This is a genomic window from uncultured Amnibacterium sp. (genome assembly GCF_964245895.1).
Classification (GTDB): Bacteria; Actinomycetota; Actinomycetes; order Actinomycetales; family Microbacteriaceae; genus Amnibacterium.
Map to the genome: position 1 here is coordinate 1 of NZ_CAXTOQ010000087.1, position 13,993 is coordinate 13,993.

Genomic DNA, 13,993 nt, shown 5'->3' on the forward strand with positions numbered 1-13,993 from the left:
CCCGTAGCTCAACGGATAGAGCATCTGACTACGGATCAGAAGGTTGGGGGTTCGAGTCCCTCCGGGCGCGCGAACGGAAGCCCCGGTCAGAAGAGGAAATCTTCGGCCGGGGCTTCTTTCTTGCCCCGCCCTCTCGGTCCTCGTGTGTGCAATGTGTGCGCAGTCGGCCGCGCAGGTGCTTCCGCGCCTCGCGGCACCAGCGCCTCGGCTGCTTCGCCCGCCTGCCTGTTCGTGTCTCTTAAGAGGTGGCTGTAGAGGTCGTTCGTGATCGCGATCGATGAGTGACCGAGGCGTTTCGACACGACGGCGAGATCGATACCTTGAGCGATCAGCAGGGAGGCGTGCTGGTGCCGCAGCCCGTGGAAGGTCATGGTCGGGAGCTGGGCTTGCAGGACGAGGCGTTCGAATCGCTTCGTGACGAACTGCGGCAAGAGTGGCGCCCCGTCCTCGCGCGTGAAGACCCAGTCGGCGCCTTGCCACTGGTTCTGCCACGCGCCTTGGTCGGTCTTCTGCGTGGTCGCCCACGTCTCGAAGGCCGCGATGGCGACCGGCCCGAGTCCGACTCGGCGGTTCTGCCCAGCCGCGGTCTTCGCTTCGCCTTCGACGGCGTGTCCGCCCGCGTCCACTCTCTGCCGCCGGACGACGAGCTCGCCTTGGTCGAGATCGAGGTCCGCCCACTGGAGACCGAGCAGCTCGCCGCGGCGGAGACCGGTGAAGACTGCGATCTCGAACAGAGGTCCGAGCCGGTCCGTGCTCGCGTTGTCGAGGAAGCGCCCGACCTGTGCCGGCTCCCACATCTGACGGCTCTGCGGCCGTTCAGGAGGCAGACCGATGTTCGAGGCCGCGTTGGCCTCGACGAGATCGAGCCGATGCGCGGCGCTGAGCGCGCTGGACAGCACCGCATGCATGCGTCGGACGGTCACGACGCCACGACCGCTGGCGAGTTGCGCCTGCAGGAAGCGGTCGACGTGGTGATGACGCAGTTCGCTGAGGCGGAGGTGCCCCAGTCCGGGCTGCAGGTCACGCTCGACGTACCGCCGGTACATGACCGTCGTCGACGGTCGGAGGCCGTCGCGCACCCGTCGCTCGAGCCATTCGGAAAGCCACTCGCGGACCGTGAGACTTCGGTCGTGCGAGTAGCGCCCGCTCGCCACCTGTGCGAGCAGGCGGGCGCGCTCGGCTTGAGCGGCTCGTTTGGTCGGGAATCCCATCCGGCGGACTTGGATGCGCTGCCCCGACGCCGAGTCCTTCCCTGCTGACAGCGCGAAGCCCCATGACCCGTGCTTCGCATCGGCCACGAGGTGCGGGCAGGTCGCCGCGCGTTGTTCCGCGGTGGCACCGGATGGCAGGGGCGGGTAGAGATGCCCGTCGGTTCGGCACCCGCAGCGACGATAGAGATCAGCCATATCGGTCCCCTCCCTGGCTTCCGCTACTGGTGCGCGGCAGCGGATCAGTGTCCGTACGCGCTCGGACGTGTGCGCACAGCGGGCGGCTCCCGAACTCAGATGTCGCCGAATCAGGGCTGTGGAGGGTCACGGCGCGATGCCGCCGCGGGAGTCGAACATGGTTCGGACGGAGACGAACCGTGCCACTGCGCGCCCGGACGGCGAGGACGACAGCGACCGGCGCACCGCGCGAGCCGCTGGCTCCGTGCAGAGGTAGTCCACGCGGTTCGCGTCCCCGTAGTCCAGGCGCCGCTGGAACGCGGTGAAGATCGACGCATACCGCGGCGCCCGCTTCGGCGTCAGCTCGACCTCGATCAGCTCGATCGAGCGTCGGCCGAGGGCGACGCCGTCGGCCTGGTGCCCGCCGGCGAACGGCGGCTTGTCGTCCCGCTGCCATCCGAAGCCCGCTGCCAGGTATCGGGCCGACACCGCAGCGACCGCGACCTCGTGCCGCGCGGTCTGAGTGTAGACGTTCGGCCGGGATTGCCCTGTGGCCTCATACGTCCCCCACAACCACGAACCGCCGGGGGCGCCGAGGTTCGCACGCTCGATCAGGCCGACGTGCTCCATCCGGGAACACCACGCCTGCGCCGCCCTCGTCGACACCGGCCCGCTCGACCCGTTCAGCGAACCGAGGACCCAGCGGATCGACTGCACATCGCACACCCGCACGATCCGCAACCACTCACACACCCGCTCATCCCGACCCGTCACCCACACCCGCCGCACCCCACCCACCGGCCACCCCTCCCGACCCGCACCCACTCCTCACCACGTGACCACCCACCACTCCCCCACCGCACCCCACCTGTGTCACCCCGTCACAACCCATTCCTTCCCTCTCCTCTCCATCTCCTTCCCATCACTCCCCTGTTCTCCTTTTGCCCTGTCCTGGCCTGCCACCTGCACTCCTGAACCACCCCTGCTCAGCACGCTTTTCGCTGAGTGGGGGTGGTTCAGGAGCCGCGCCAGCGGAGGTGGCAGGCCAGGACAGGGCGAACGCGACGAAACCCATCGCAAGACCCGTCGCGCGCAGCGAAGCACACGACGAGGGAGGACGGGTCGTGATCGACCACAGAACTCGCGGATCAGGGATCGCCAACGCAACGTCACCTGCTCGTTCGCGATAGCCAGGGTCGTCCTCGCCTTCGGCGGTACCTTGCCCGCCCTCGTGACGGGATCGACTTCAACAGTCCGGGGTGGAGTAGTCGCGGCCCCCGCCCGTAATAGAGCACGTCGTCGTAGCGAGCGAGGGGACGACGTGTTGGTTCTGTCGCATTCTGCGGTGCAATCGAGGGTTTCGATTCGCGGGCGCGTCTCTTACCCAGAACGCGTAGCGTCTGGCTCGGCTGAGCAGGACGAGCCGTCGGCGTGCATCACCTGCTCGGGAACCGATGTCCCACCTGGCTCCTACGTCTGAAGGGAGTGCTGCGTGAGCGAGACGTTCTATTGGCAGGTCGAGGCGTCGCGGGAGCAGGCGGAGGAGAGCATCCTGCAGGTTTCCCCAAACGCGCGGATCGACAGCGACGCCGACCTGCGACACCGCGTCCGGTTGGACGGCGACGACCGCTTCTCGCTGCTCCACTTCGAAGTCGCCGGCTACTTCGAGGGGACGAACGAGCCGGATGACACCGTCACGGTCGCCTATGCCCGCTCCGGCGCGCTCGAGTGGGAGACCGGAGATCAGCGAGGCACAGGAGAACTCCCCTGGATGCAGAGCCTCACCGGCCCGACCCTCGGCCGGCTGGACGCGGTCGACCAGTTCACGCTATTCCTCAAACAGAAGCCACTGACCGAGTTCGGGCGTGCCCTGTACGGCGACGACCGGTTCCGGCTCGACTTCGACGGCCCACTCCCGGTCGACCAGCAGCACGGACGAATCTTCGGCGAACTGCTCGTGATGGCGCAGCACACCGCCGAGACGGATCTATTCCACACGCCCATCCTCCGGAGCTCGCTCTACCGATCCTTGGCGGTCACGCTGCTTGAAAGCTACCGGCTGACCGGCGACCGGAGACGCCGCACGATCACCGCCGAGGGCCGCCTGCGCCGCTACCGCATCGCACAGCAGTTCATCGACGACCACGCCTCCCTTCCCATCACAGTCGAGGACGTCGCTCGAACGGTCAGCGCCTCCACCCTCGAGGTGCAGGAGATCTTCCGCGGCCACTCCCCTGCCGGCTGCGGTCTCAGCGCGTCTCTTCGTCGTGCCCGCCTCGCGGCCGCGCACGACGACCTCGTCCGCGGCGACCCGACACTCGGCGACACCGTCCGCGAGATCGCGCATCGGTGGGGCTACGCCGACCCGTCGACGTTCGCGAAGCACTACCGCCAGCAGTACGGCGTCTCCCCGAAGTACGTCCTCGACCGTTGACCTCGGGAGCCCTATCTCATCCTTGTCCTTCGGAGGCGCCTTCCTCGTGAGAGGGGGGGGTTCGCTTGGGCGCTCTCTGGGCATAGATCAGCGGCGGAGTGTCTCGCTCGGTTTCTCGCCGAAGACGTCCTGGTAGTCCTTGGCGAAACGGCCGAGGTGAGCGAACCCCCATCTGCGGGCTATCGCTGCGACGGTCTGCCGAGCGGGATCGCTCGCACTGAGTTCGAGGCGCGCGGCGTCCAACCGCGCCTTCCGGAGGTAACCCATCGGGGTGGTTGCGAGGTGGCGCCGGAATCCGTCCTGCAGGGCGCGGACGCTTAGGCGGGAGGCGACCGAGACATCGGCGAGGGTGACGGGCTCCTGCAGGTGCTCATCGATGTAGCTGACGGCTCGGCGGACCGCCGCGGTCATGGTCGCGGGTCGCGCGTCGTGCCGGTCGAGGTACTCGGTGAGGGTGTTCGGGAAGGTCGCCAGCACGCTTGCAGCGATCAATCCGGTGAGCTGCTGGCCGATGAGACCCGCTTCGGGATCGCTCGCGGTGAGGGCGATGGTGTCCATGAGGTAGCGGCGGGTCAGGTACCACTGCTCGGCAAGACGCGCGCTTCTCGGCTCGAGTCCCGTGAAGCGGACCTCGAACGCCTCGTTCCCCGCGAGGTGTCGCGCGTAATCGCGGACGCTGGAACGGCTGATGCTCACGACCCTGGACCGGCAGCCGTCGAACTCCGACCCCACCCAGTCCGGGTACAGGACCGGACGGAGCACATTCAGCTCGTGTTCCCGGGGATCCCAGATCCGACCGTGACCCGGCTCGGGATCGATGTGGACGACCGAGTACACCTGGTCCGCCTCGTCGCGTTCCAGGCCGTCGAGGGACGCCCTCCCTCGAAAGCTGAGCTCGAAGTCCAACGTCGACACGGAGGCGCCGACCGCGGACGCGATGGAGAAGTAGGCGCCCGTCGTATCGATCGGCGACATCTGCACGGCGCCGAGCGCATTCGACATCATCTCCGCCATCAGGTCCGGATCTCGCGTCTCCAACCTCGACAGCTCGAAACCGTTCACCTTGCTCCTCCCAATTGTCCAGCCGCGGACGCGCCGGCAATGGCGACGTCCCGGCGTGGCGCCCCGTCGACGACGATTGCGCGTGGGCGCTCTACCCGCAGCCCTCGACGCCCTCCGGCGACCTGCAGCGCGTCAGACCTGATGGCGCCCATCAAAACCCGCGGAACGGCGACCTCACGCTTCATGACAGCGCTTAGCACGACAGGTGCAACCGGCTCGGCACGATCACGCACATTCTGATCCGGCCAATCCTGCGACGAGTCAGCGGGGCTGGCGGATGAGGTGATGAGACGTTGCGCGGATGAGTTCGCCGTGATCATTCGTGACGATGATGCCCGGTCCGCTCGACGCGGATCGACCCAAGTTGTCGAGCCACTGGCGATCGATGCTCGGGCTTCGGGAGCCCGTGAACTTGAAGTGCAGGATTGCGGCCGGGGTGAGCCAGATCGCGCTGCGGCCGTCGCCCTCGGACAGCGGGTCGAGCCAGGACAGCAGGACGGGTTGGCCTGCCCGGAACTGCTGAACGAGGACGATCTGCAGGTGGGCCAGGACGCGGTCATCGAATTCGACGGCCTCGCCGTCGCACGAGATGCTGCCCACTCGAGCCTCCCTTGCAATCGCATGCAGCGTATCCGCAGACCGCAGTGATGTCCCCGTTGCGCGCGAATCGGCTGCGGGGGGTTCCACGGATCGACGGTCTTCGGGTAGCGATGGTTCTTCCATTTGAGGGAGGTGCTGCCGTGAGAACGGTGTCGTACGACGGGGTGGCTGCCGTGACGACCGATGAGATCGCGGCTGCCCTGCTTGAGCTCGCGATCGTGGTCGCCCGGTACAACAGCTACGAATACGCCTCGATCCCCGTGGCGGGTGAAGGGCGCACAGAGGAGCTGACGCTCATGCTCGGCCCGACGATTCATCTGAGCACGCTCAGCGTCTCTGCCGCCCCTGCTGCGGAGATCGCAGGCTCAGCAGAGATCGCAGCGCAGCTGCGGCGCCGCGCGCAGACGTTCACCAACCCGCTGCACGCCCTCGGGATCGAAGCGGACGCGTAACAGCGATTCGAGCATTCTTCGTCACCGTGGCTGCGCGTACCGACTTGTCAAGGGGGCGCACGCCCGCGGCCGGACAGCTACGTTCGGGCGGATGAAGCACGTCACGATTGCGGACAAATCGCTGCTCGCCGGCGACGAGGTCGTGGACCTGCTGATCGAGTACGCAACCCTCCTGGGGCAGACCGGATCCGCCGACCACGTCGACGTCGACGTCGCCGCGATCGGACCGGACGGCGACGACGTGCTCGTCACCTTCCTGCTGAACGCGGGCGTGTCCGTAGTGGTGGAAAGCACCCATTCCGCAACACCAGAACCGGACAACACGAAAGCGGAGGAGTACATGCACGACCGCGTCGCGCATCTCCGGGGCCTGGGGGTCTCGTCGGACGAAGACGTTGCCGGCGCCGCGATCTGGAACACAACCCCTGGCGAGTGATCGCACAAGGAGACGCGTAACCCGCCGGAGGCACCCGAGGTCACGCCAAGCCCGGACCCGACGGGTAGAGATGTGCCGAGACGACCAGGGCCGCCCGCGTCACGGTCGCGCGACATGCGCTCGACGATGCGCCGGGCCGCAGGCGGCAACCAGGATTGCCCCGCCCGCGCTGCTCCCCAGAATGCCGGACTCGGTTCCAGCGATCGCACCGGCGACGCCGAGCAGCACGGCCACGATGATCGCCCACAACCAGACGGCGACTCCTTGCTTGAGGCCGCTGAAGCGGGCTATGCGGCCGGCGACGTGACAGCCGCAGAAGTACGAGCCGCCGGGGAGCGGGTCGGCGGCGTTCTCCCCGTGCCGATGATCGAAAAACAGAGGGCTCTAATGGTGTCGATGTGTGCTCACCGTGTGTGCACTCTGTCGGCGACCAGCGGTCGCACCGTGATCGGAGCGCATCGGCGAACCGCGAAATCATGCGGATCTCGAAGCTCGCTTGAGCCGGGAGAAGCCTAGAAATCGTGTCGACCGTGCCTACGGATCAGAAGGTTGGGGGTTCGAGTCCCTCCGGGCGCGCAGATCACGGAAGCCCGGGTCGCAGGGGGTTTCCCCACCCCCGTCGTTCGGTCCACTTCACGCGCCGGGCGCGCTCAGCTGGTCACGCAGTGCCACCACCCAGCGGCAGCAACCAAGTGCTTGCGGCGCCGGCTGAGACCAGCCGCGACGCCGAGGCGCTCTCGGGGACCGAGCACGTTGCGCACATCCCCTGGCCGAAAGGCCGCCCGCAGGGGGTCAGACAGCAGCGGCCGCGTGCCGGGCACGGACCTGTTCGCGAGCGAGGACAGCGGGGCTCTCCGCCCCCGCCCGCCGATCTGACCCGCTCACCGCTGCCCGTCGCGACGCGGGATCAGGACCTGATGAAGTCGCGGATGGCGCCGAGCAGCAGCTCTGGCGTCTCCAGCTGCGGCACGTGGCCGGTGTGCTCGAGCAGTTCGAAGCGCGCGTCGGGGATCGCGGCGGCGTAGGCGCGGCCGTGGTCGGGATCGGCGATGCGGTCCGCCTCCCCCCACACCACGAGCGCTGGCACCTCCACGACGCCGAGGCGGCCGAGGAGGGTCGGGTCGACCATCGTGCCGCCGTACTGCGTCAGAGCGGTGCCGTTGCCCCGCAGGATCACGAGCGCCTCCGGCGACAGCCGTGCCGGGTCAGGGATCCGGGCCTTCGACGGGTCGTACCAGCTGCGCTGGACGAGGCTCGCAGGGCTGAGGTCGTCGGACACCGGGTGCCCCTCGACCTCGCTGCCGACAGCGTCGACGAGCACGATGCGGCCCAACCGCGCGGGTCGCCGGATCGCGAGCTCCGCCGCGATCCAGCCGCCGATCGAGTTGCCGATCACGACCGTCCTATCGAGCCCGAGCACGTCGAGCAGCCCGGCGTACACCTCCGCGAGCCCGGCGACGGAGGTGAGCGCCTCCGGCCGCGGCGTGCCGCCGAAGCCCGGATGGATCGGTGTGATCACCCGCGAGCCCGTCCCTTCGGCGAGGAGGTCCGCGAAGCCCGCGACCGAGACCGGGCCGGCACCCCCGTGCAGCAGCACGACCGGACGGCCGGACCCGCGCTCGTCGCCCGAGACGGGCACGTCGCCGAAGGAGGTGGGGATGGTGAGCGAGAAGGGGGAGGGCACGAGCGGCACGGTATATCAATATGTGTATATAAGCAAGATGATTCGTCGCAGTAGCATCGGCGGGTGGGTCCGTCGCCGCCCGAGCTCGGGCTCTCCGTCAAGCGCCTCCAGGTCAAGCAGCACCGGGCGGCGACGGAGGCGCTGCGCCCGCTCGGCGTGACGCTCGTGCAGTGGGACGCCCTCCGGCACCTGCACGCGAACCCCGGCGCCTCGCTGCACGACCTCGCGGTGCTCACCTTCCAGACCGACCAGGCGTTCGGCACGCTCGCGACGCGTCTCGAGGAGCGCGGGCTGATCCGACGCGTCGCCGGCGCCGGCCGCGCGATCCGTCCCGAGCTGACGTCGGACGGGATGCGCGTCTTCGAGGAGGGCCGCGAGATCACGCGGCGCGTCAGCGCTGCAGCCTTCGCCCCCCTCGACGACGCCGAGCGGCGGGCGCTGAGCGACATGCTGCAGCGCCTGCTCCACGGATAGATCGGCTGCGCGGCACGCCCGCCCGACCGCGGTGGCGCTGAAGGCGGCGCTCCGGCGCCGCGCAGGACGTCGCCGTCCGGCACGGAGCGCGTCTTCCCGCGCGTCGTCGAGCGGCGGGTGCGGTCGTCGTTCCAGCGGCTCGCCCCGAGCCGGGGTGCGTGACGTCGACCGGATGCTCGCTCGGGCATCGTGGGTGCAGAGGCCGCGGAGGTGACGATCGACGAGGTCCGGGACGCGTCGACACGACTGCGGGATCGACGTCCTGAGCGTTCACCGAGGACCGAACGAGGTCCTGACGCTCGGCGGTGCGGGCGCGCGGACGCCGCGGCGGCTCGGTGCCGTCGGCGACCCGGCGAGCGGCCCGCGCTCCCGGCACGGGGGTCGTGCTGCCGATCAGTCGATGTGCGCGATCTCGATGTCGAGCTCGAGCGGTCGAGCGGGGAGCGCCGCGAGGAGGGTCGCCTGGACCCCAGCGATGACGTCCCGCGAACGCCGCTCCGAATCGACGGCGAGTCGCGCGGTGATGCGGACGACCTCGCCGTCCTGCTCGACCTTGAGCAGACCCGTGGCCGCGCTCCATGCGGAGCGGACCAGGCCCGCGACTGCGGCGGACACGACCGACTGCGGGTAGATCCCGCGCACGCCCGGGATGTCGACGACGAGTCGCGTCAGCGACGCGGCGAGATCGAGCTCCGAGGCGTCGCTCATCGCGTGGTCCGGACGTCTCGGGCGGGAAGGAGGAGCTCCACGATCCGGATGTCGATCCGCCGCACCTCGAACGGGGCGTGATCCGGCATCGTGCGTCGGATGGCGCTGCGGAGGGCCGCGGTGCCGACGGTGAGCGGCGTTCCCCACTGCAGCGCCGCTTCGATCCTGAGATCGACGACCTCGAGGTCGGGCCCGGCTGCATCGATCGCGACCTTGCCGACCAGCAGGCCGGGCACGGCGTCTCCGGTGCGGCGGACGAGGCCGCGGATCGCCGCCTCGGTGACGTGCGCCCGCAGGTGGTCGTCACCGGTCTCGTACGGGAAGCGGCGGCCCGCTCGGGTGTCGAGCGGCAAGGTGGCGAGGACGGACGAGATCCAGTCCTCGTCCGTCCCGGCACGAGGGCCGTCGTCGCGATCGAGGTAGTCGCCGGCGATCTCGTGCAGACGCTCCAGCGCGCCGAGCGCGATCTGGCAGGCGGGCGAGTTGTCGATCGTCGCATCAGGCGGCCGGCGATCGTTCTCGAGGTAGTCGTCGAGCTGCTCGATGGTGTGGCCGTCGAGGTCCTCGGGCTCGAGGGCGAGGACGGCTTCGGCCTGCGACTCCACGTCGCTCATCGATGGCCTCCCATCGCCGTGAGGATCGTCCGGCGGGCCTGCACGAGCGAGCCTCGCACGGTGCTCTCCGGGATCTGCAGCTGTTGCGCGATCTCGCCGTACCGGTAGCCGCCGAGCTCGCGCAGGATCCAGCACCGCGCTTGCTGGCGAGGCAAGGCGTCGATGACGACCTGCAGCTCCCTGCGGACGTCGAGTCGATCGACGTCGACGTCGGGACCGGCGACGGCGACGAGGTCCTCGGTCAGCTCGACCTCGTCGGGGCGGGCTCGCCGGTGCCGCAGGGACTGCCTCGTCGCGATCTGGATCAGCCAGCTGCGGACCTTCGCTGGATCCTCCACGTCCGCGAGGTGCTGCCACGCGATGGTCGCGGTCTCCTGCAGGACGTCATCGGTATCGGCAGGGTTGCGGGTCAGACGCTCGACGTAGCGACGCAGCGTGCCGTTGTGGCGGCGGAGCAGCACGGTGAACGCCCGGAGGTCGCCCTCCGCTGCCCGGCCGACGAGGAAGGCGTCCTCCGCATCCTCCAGAGCGGGACCGATGCCCTCGCTCGCGACCACGTCGTGAGCCTGCCCGATCGGCCATCCGAGTCCCTGGGCAACCAGAGGGAATCGCTGGCAGTTCGCTGAACTCCATGACGATCGGGACCCGATCCCGCTCTATCCCTATGTCGGGCTATTCCGACGCTGCCCAGAACCGCTGATCTTGGAGAGACCATGTCGAACACGACCCCCGCTCCCGTCGCCACCTCGCGGAAGGCCTCGACGGCCACGCCGACGGGCGAGTACCTGAACGCCGACACGAGCCACGGCACGACCACGGTCGACGACGGCGTCGTGGCGAAGATCGCCGGTATCGCGGCCCGCGAGGTGCCGGGCGTGCACGACCTCGGAGGCGGCGCCGCGCGTGCGCTCGGCGCGCTCCGCCAGCGCGTGGGGCAGCAGGACCAGTCGCAGGGCATCTCCGTCGAGGTCGGGGAGACCCAGGCCGCCGTCGACGTGAAGGTCGTCGCGGAGTACCCGATCCCGCTGCACCACGTCGCCGACGGCATCCGTACCGCGGTCACGACCGCCATCGAGACCCTGGTCGGCCTCGAGGTGACCGAGGTGAACGTCGAGATCACCGACGTGCACATCCCGTCCGAGGACGACGACAACGACGACGACCAGCCGTCGCGCGTCCAGTGACCCCGACGCAGACGGGCATGGCCGTCGCGGCCGTGCTGTCCATCGTGTGGATCACCTTCACCTTCGGCGCGATGATCCTCGTCGCCATCGCGATCCTGGTCGGCGCGCTGATCGGCCGGTACGTCTCGGGCGAGCTGGACGTATCCGGGATCGTGAACGCGGTCCGCGGCCGGCGCAGCTCCTCGTGAGCGACGCGCCGGCCCCTCGAGGACGGACGGTCATCACGGCGCGGGCGATCGAGAAGGTCGTTCGCGCCGTGACCGCCGACCAGTTCGGCGTCGACTCGAAGCGGGTCTCGGCGGAGATGAACGACGACGCCGGACGCCTCGACCTCGCCGTGAAGACCCCCATCCGCGTCGTGTCCATCGGCCGGCTGCAGGACGATCCGCACTCGGTCGACCGCTCCGGCGGCAGCATCACCGACCGCGCCGAGCGAGCCGAGGCCGTGATCATCGACCGGGTCTCCACGATCACCGGTTCCGCGGTGACCCGACTCGCGCTGCGGCTCACCGGTGCGGACATCAAGCAGGAGAGGCGGGTCCGATGAGCACCGAGAAGCGGCTGCAGAACCGGGTGCTGCGGCGCGAGCTGCACTCCTCGAAGTCGACCCTCGCGATCACCCTCGCCGTGCTCGCGATCCTCGCTCTGGCATGGCTCGGCACCGAGTCGGCCCTCGCCGCCCTCGGACAGCCGGCCCTGCTCCTGTCGCCGGACGCGATGGCCTCCGGAATCCGCGGACTCGCCTCCGTCCAGGCCGGCATCCTGATCGCGGCAGGCGTCGTCCTCGCGCTGATCGGGTTGCTCCTGATCGTCGCCGCGCTCTCCGCGGGACGCCGGGGCAGGCACGTCATCGGCGCCGGCGACTCCGCCGCGGTCGTCGACGACGAGGTCGTCGGCTCCGCGCTCGTCCGCACCGCAGCGAGCACCGCGGGGATCAGCCCCGACCGGGTCGTCGCGAACGTCGGCCGACGCAGCGCCACGGTCCGGATCACGCCGATCTCCGGCAACCCGATCGACCGTGCCGCGGTGCAGCGCGACGTCCAGGATGCCGCCGACGGCTTCGCGCTCACCCCGCCGATCCGCACCCGGGTCACCATCGACAAGAAGGGCAGGGTCGGCGGATGAACACCACCAACCGGGGCCTCAACAGACTCTTCATCCTCCTCGTCGGACTGCTGCTGCTGATCGCCGGCGCAGCCGCGATCGCGCTCGCCGCGGTACCGCCGGTGATCTCGCAGTGGAAGCAGACCGCGACGTCCCTGGCCGGCGGCGCGCAGCCGTGGGTGGCGGACCCCGCCGTCGGCAAGGCGAGCCTGCTCGTGCTCGGCATCATCGTCGTCACGGTGGTGCTGATCGTGCTGCTGCTGGTCTTCATCCTCAAGCAGGGTCACGGCCGCACCGCCGCCGCCCTCCAGCGGCACGACGGCGCCACGCGCACCCGTATCGACCTCGCGATCCCGAAGGCCCTGCTGGAGGAGCACCTGCAGCACCGAGGTGAGCTCGCCGGCCTGCGCATCTCCGCGTACGAGGTCCGCGGCACCCCCATGCTGAAGGTCACCGCCCGGTGCCGACGCGGGATCTCCCCCGCCGTCGTGTCCGACCTGATCGGCGGCGCCGTCCGGGATCTCGAGCAGATCGTGGGCGCCGACGTGCCGACCTTCGTGCAGCTCACCGGCGGGTTCCGCACCGGATCCGCCACCCGCCCCCAGGTCGCCTGACCTGCGGGAACCACCCCTCGAAGAAGGAGCACACCATGGCACTCGGCGACAAGATCACGAACGCGGCGGAGGACCTCACCGGCAAGGCGAAGGAGGCCGCCGGCAAGGCCACCGGCAACGAGTCCCTCGAAGCCGAGGGCAGGACTGACCAGGCCGCCGCGAGCGTGAAGCAGACCGGCGAGGACGTCAAGGAGGTCTTCCGCTGATCACCGGGTGGCTGCGGGAGGGCGCGCACAGCGCCCTCCCGCAGCCACGTCGAAGCCGATCCCATCTCCCTCCTCCTGGAAAGCACATGCCGCGTACACCCGCCCCCACTCCCGACGCGCGAAGCGCGATGCTCAGCCGCACCACGCTGCGAGCCGCGACCGCCGAGCTCGTCGGCACGTTCCTGCTCGTCCTCGTCGGCACCGCCGTCGCGGTCGCCGCCGGGCTCGGCCGCAACACCGCGGGCGCCGCCTACGACTCCCTCGCCATCGCCCTCGCGTTCGGGTTGACCCTCACCGCCGTCGTCGCCGCACTGGGACACGCTTCCGGCGCCCACGTCAACCCCGCCGTCACCATCGGGCTCGCCAGCATCGGCAGGTTCCCGTGGCGCTCGGTCCCGGCGTACGTCGTCGCCCAGATCCTCGGCGCGGTCATCGCCTCGCTCGTGCTGTGGGCCGCATACGGACCCACGGCGAGATCGGACGCGAAGCTGGGCGTCACCGCCCCGACCAGCGGGGTCAACGACCTTCAGGCCTTCCTGATGGAGGTCGTGGTCGGATTCCTGCTCGTGTTCGTCGTGGTCGCGGTCGCGACCGACGACCGCGTGCCCACGGCCGCGGCGCCCGTGGCCATCGGTGCGGCCCTCGCATGCGGCGTCCTCGTCGCCGGGCCCATCAGCGGCGGCGCCGCGAACCCCGCCCGAGCGCTCGGCCCGATGATCGTCGACCTGTCCTTCACCTCCGCCTGGGCGTACATCCTCGGCCCCGTCCTCGGCGGCGTGCTCGCCGCCGTCCTCTACGACCGGTTCGTCCGCTCCGCCGACGCGGAGCACGACACCGCCGCATGATCGGGCACCGACCCGTGCAGCGGAAGGTTCCGCGCGACCGTCGGCGCGAGCGCGCGATGACGCGAGCGAGATGACAGGCTCATCCCGATGAACGGTTCGCTCGCGGCGCCCGACGGTCGCGCCCAGGTGCTCGTCGCCGGCCGCTACGTGATGGACCCCTCGCCGACGCCGAAATTCGACAATCCCAAGAT

The 13,993-nt window shown here is 69.7% G+C and carries 19 protein-coding genes; 11 read left to right on the forward strand and 8 right to left on the reverse strand.

The features are described from left to right. Positions 1–86: 86 nt before the first annotated feature. Together ACFE60_RS12130 and ACFE60_RS12135 are read right to left on the reverse strand one after the other, a co-directional pair. The gene (locus tag ACFE60_RS12130) at positions 87–1,406 is read right to left on the reverse strand and encodes a tyrosine-type recombinase/integrase (RefSeq protein WP_375389117.1); all 1,320 of its coding nucleotides are present in this window, start codon (positions 1,404–1,406) and stop codon (positions 87–89) included. A gap of 126 nt (positions 1,407–1,532) precedes the next feature. Then, positions 1,533–2,111, reverse strand: a complete 579-nt coding sequence (locus ACFE60_RS12135; protein WP_375389118.1) for a hypothetical protein — start codon at positions 2,109–2,111, stop codon at positions 1,533–1,535. A gap of 766 nt (positions 2,112–2,877) precedes the next feature. Between ACFE60_RS12135 and ACFE60_RS12140 the strand changes: the two genes are divergently transcribed. Further along, the gene (locus ACFE60_RS12140; RefSeq protein WP_375389119.1) at positions 2,878–3,819 is read left to right on the forward strand and encodes a helix-turn-helix transcriptional regulator; all 942 of its coding nucleotides are present in this window, start codon (positions 2,878–2,880) and stop codon (positions 3,817–3,819) included. Between the two features lie 87 nt (positions 3,820–3,906). Here ACFE60_RS12140 and ACFE60_RS12145 read toward each other — a convergent pair whose 3' ends face one another. After that, complete coding sequence (locus ACFE60_RS12145; protein ID WP_375389120.1) at positions 3,907–4,725, reverse strand: helix-turn-helix transcriptional regulator; 819 nt, start codon at positions 4,723–4,725, stop codon at positions 3,907–3,909. A 417-nt stretch (positions 4,726–5,142) separates the two neighbouring features. Next, positions 5,143–5,481: an ATP-dependent DNA ligase gene (locus tag ACFE60_RS12150; RefSeq protein WP_375389121.1), complete on the reverse strand. Its 339-nt coding sequence runs from the start codon at positions 5,479–5,481 to the stop codon at positions 5,143–5,145. A gap of 149 nt (positions 5,482–5,630) precedes the next feature. Between ACFE60_RS12150 and ACFE60_RS12155 the strand changes: the two genes are divergently transcribed. Then, positions 5,631–5,933 carry a hypothetical protein gene (locus tag ACFE60_RS12155; protein ID WP_375389122.1) on the forward strand — a complete coding sequence of 101 codons (303 nt, stop codon included), beginning with the start codon at positions 5,631–5,633 and terminating at the stop codon, positions 5,931–5,933. Between the two features lie 91 nt (positions 5,934–6,024). After that, a complete protein-coding gene (locus ACFE60_RS12160; RefSeq protein ID WP_375389123.1) occupies positions 6,025–6,369 on the forward strand; it encodes a hypothetical protein in 345 nt (114 codons plus the stop codon). 907 nt (positions 6,370–7,276) lie between these two features. Here the strand turns inward: ACFE60_RS12160 and ACFE60_RS12165 are convergent. Beyond that, complete coding sequence (locus ACFE60_RS12165; RefSeq protein WP_375389124.1) at positions 7,277–8,053, reverse strand: alpha/beta fold hydrolase; 777 nt, start codon at positions 8,051–8,053, stop codon at positions 7,277–7,279. Positions 8,054–8,116: 63 nt separating this feature from the next. On the opposite strand from ACFE60_RS12165, the gene ACFE60_RS12170 reads away from it, so the two are divergent. Beyond that, on the forward strand, positions 8,117–8,527 hold the full coding sequence (locus ACFE60_RS12170; RefSeq protein WP_375389125.1) for a MarR family winged helix-turn-helix transcriptional regulator: 411 nt from the start codon (positions 8,117–8,119) through the stop codon (positions 8,525–8,527). Positions 8,528–8,920: 393 nt separating this feature from the next. On the opposite strand, the gene ACFE60_RS12175 is transcribed toward ACFE60_RS12170, so the two are convergent. From ACFE60_RS12175 to ACFE60_RS12185, 3 genes are read right to left on the reverse strand one after another with little or no spacing between them, the layout of a single operon-like run. Beyond that, on the reverse strand, positions 8,921–9,235 hold the full coding sequence (locus ACFE60_RS12175) for a hypothetical protein (protein ID WP_375389126.1): 315 nt from the start codon (positions 9,233–9,235) through the stop codon (positions 8,921–8,923). After that, a complete protein-coding gene (locus ACFE60_RS12180) occupies positions 9,232–9,849 on the reverse strand; it encodes a hypothetical protein (RefSeq protein ID WP_375389127.1) in 618 nt (205 codons plus the stop codon). The genes ACFE60_RS12175 and ACFE60_RS12180 overlap by 4 nt, the downstream gene beginning before the upstream one ends. Beyond that, positions 9,846–10,406, reverse strand: a complete 561-nt coding sequence (locus ACFE60_RS12185; protein ID WP_375389128.1) for an RNA polymerase sigma factor — start codon at positions 10,404–10,406, stop codon at positions 9,846–9,848. Before ACFE60_RS12185 ends, ACFE60_RS12180 begins: the two co-directional genes overlap by 4 nt. A 156-nt stretch (positions 10,407–10,562) precedes the next feature. On the opposite strand from ACFE60_RS12185, the gene ACFE60_RS12190 reads away from it, so the two are divergent. The 7 genes from ACFE60_RS12190 to ACFE60_RS12220 all read left to right on the forward strand — a co-directional run bounded on the left by ACFE60_RS12190 (position 10,563) and on the right by ACFE60_RS12220 (position 13,802). Next, positions 10,563–11,033: an Asp23/Gls24 family envelope stress response protein gene (locus ACFE60_RS12190; protein ID WP_375389129.1), complete on the forward strand. Its 471-nt coding sequence runs from the start codon at positions 10,563–10,565 to the stop codon at positions 11,031–11,033. Positions 11,034–11,050: 17 nt separating this feature from the next. Continuing rightward, positions 11,051–11,221 carry a hypothetical protein gene (locus tag ACFE60_RS12195; protein WP_375389130.1) on the forward strand — a complete coding sequence of 57 codons (171 nt, stop codon included), beginning with the start codon at positions 11,051–11,053 and terminating at the stop codon, positions 11,219–11,221. After that, positions 11,218–11,580: a hypothetical protein gene (locus ACFE60_RS12200; RefSeq protein WP_375389131.1), complete on the forward strand. Its 363-nt coding sequence runs from the start codon at positions 11,218–11,220 to the stop codon at positions 11,578–11,580. Before ACFE60_RS12195 ends, ACFE60_RS12200 begins: the two co-directional genes overlap by 4 nt. Continuing rightward, positions 11,577–12,158 carry a hypothetical protein gene (locus tag ACFE60_RS12205; RefSeq protein WP_375389132.1) on the forward strand — a complete coding sequence of 194 codons (582 nt, stop codon included), beginning with the start codon at positions 11,577–11,579 and terminating at the stop codon, positions 12,156–12,158. Before ACFE60_RS12200 ends, ACFE60_RS12205 begins: the two co-directional genes overlap by 4 nt. Further along, positions 12,155–12,751 (forward strand): hypothetical protein, encoded by a 597-nt coding sequence (locus ACFE60_RS12210; protein ID WP_375389133.1) that lies wholly within the window; start codon positions 12,155–12,157, stop codon positions 12,749–12,751. The genes ACFE60_RS12205 and ACFE60_RS12210 overlap by 4 nt, the downstream gene beginning before the upstream one ends. Positions 12,752–12,786: 35 nt before the next feature. Continuing rightward, positions 12,787–12,957, forward strand: coding sequence for a CsbD family protein (locus ACFE60_RS12215; protein ID WP_375389134.1), 171 nt, complete (start codon positions 12,787–12,789; stop codon positions 12,955–12,957). A gap of 128 nt (positions 12,958–13,085) precedes the next feature. Then, positions 13,086–13,802 (forward strand): MIP/aquaporin family protein, encoded by a 717-nt coding sequence (locus tag ACFE60_RS12220; protein ID WP_375389135.1) that lies wholly within the window; start codon positions 13,086–13,088, stop codon positions 13,800–13,802. Positions 13,803–13,993: the final 191 nt, after the last annotated feature.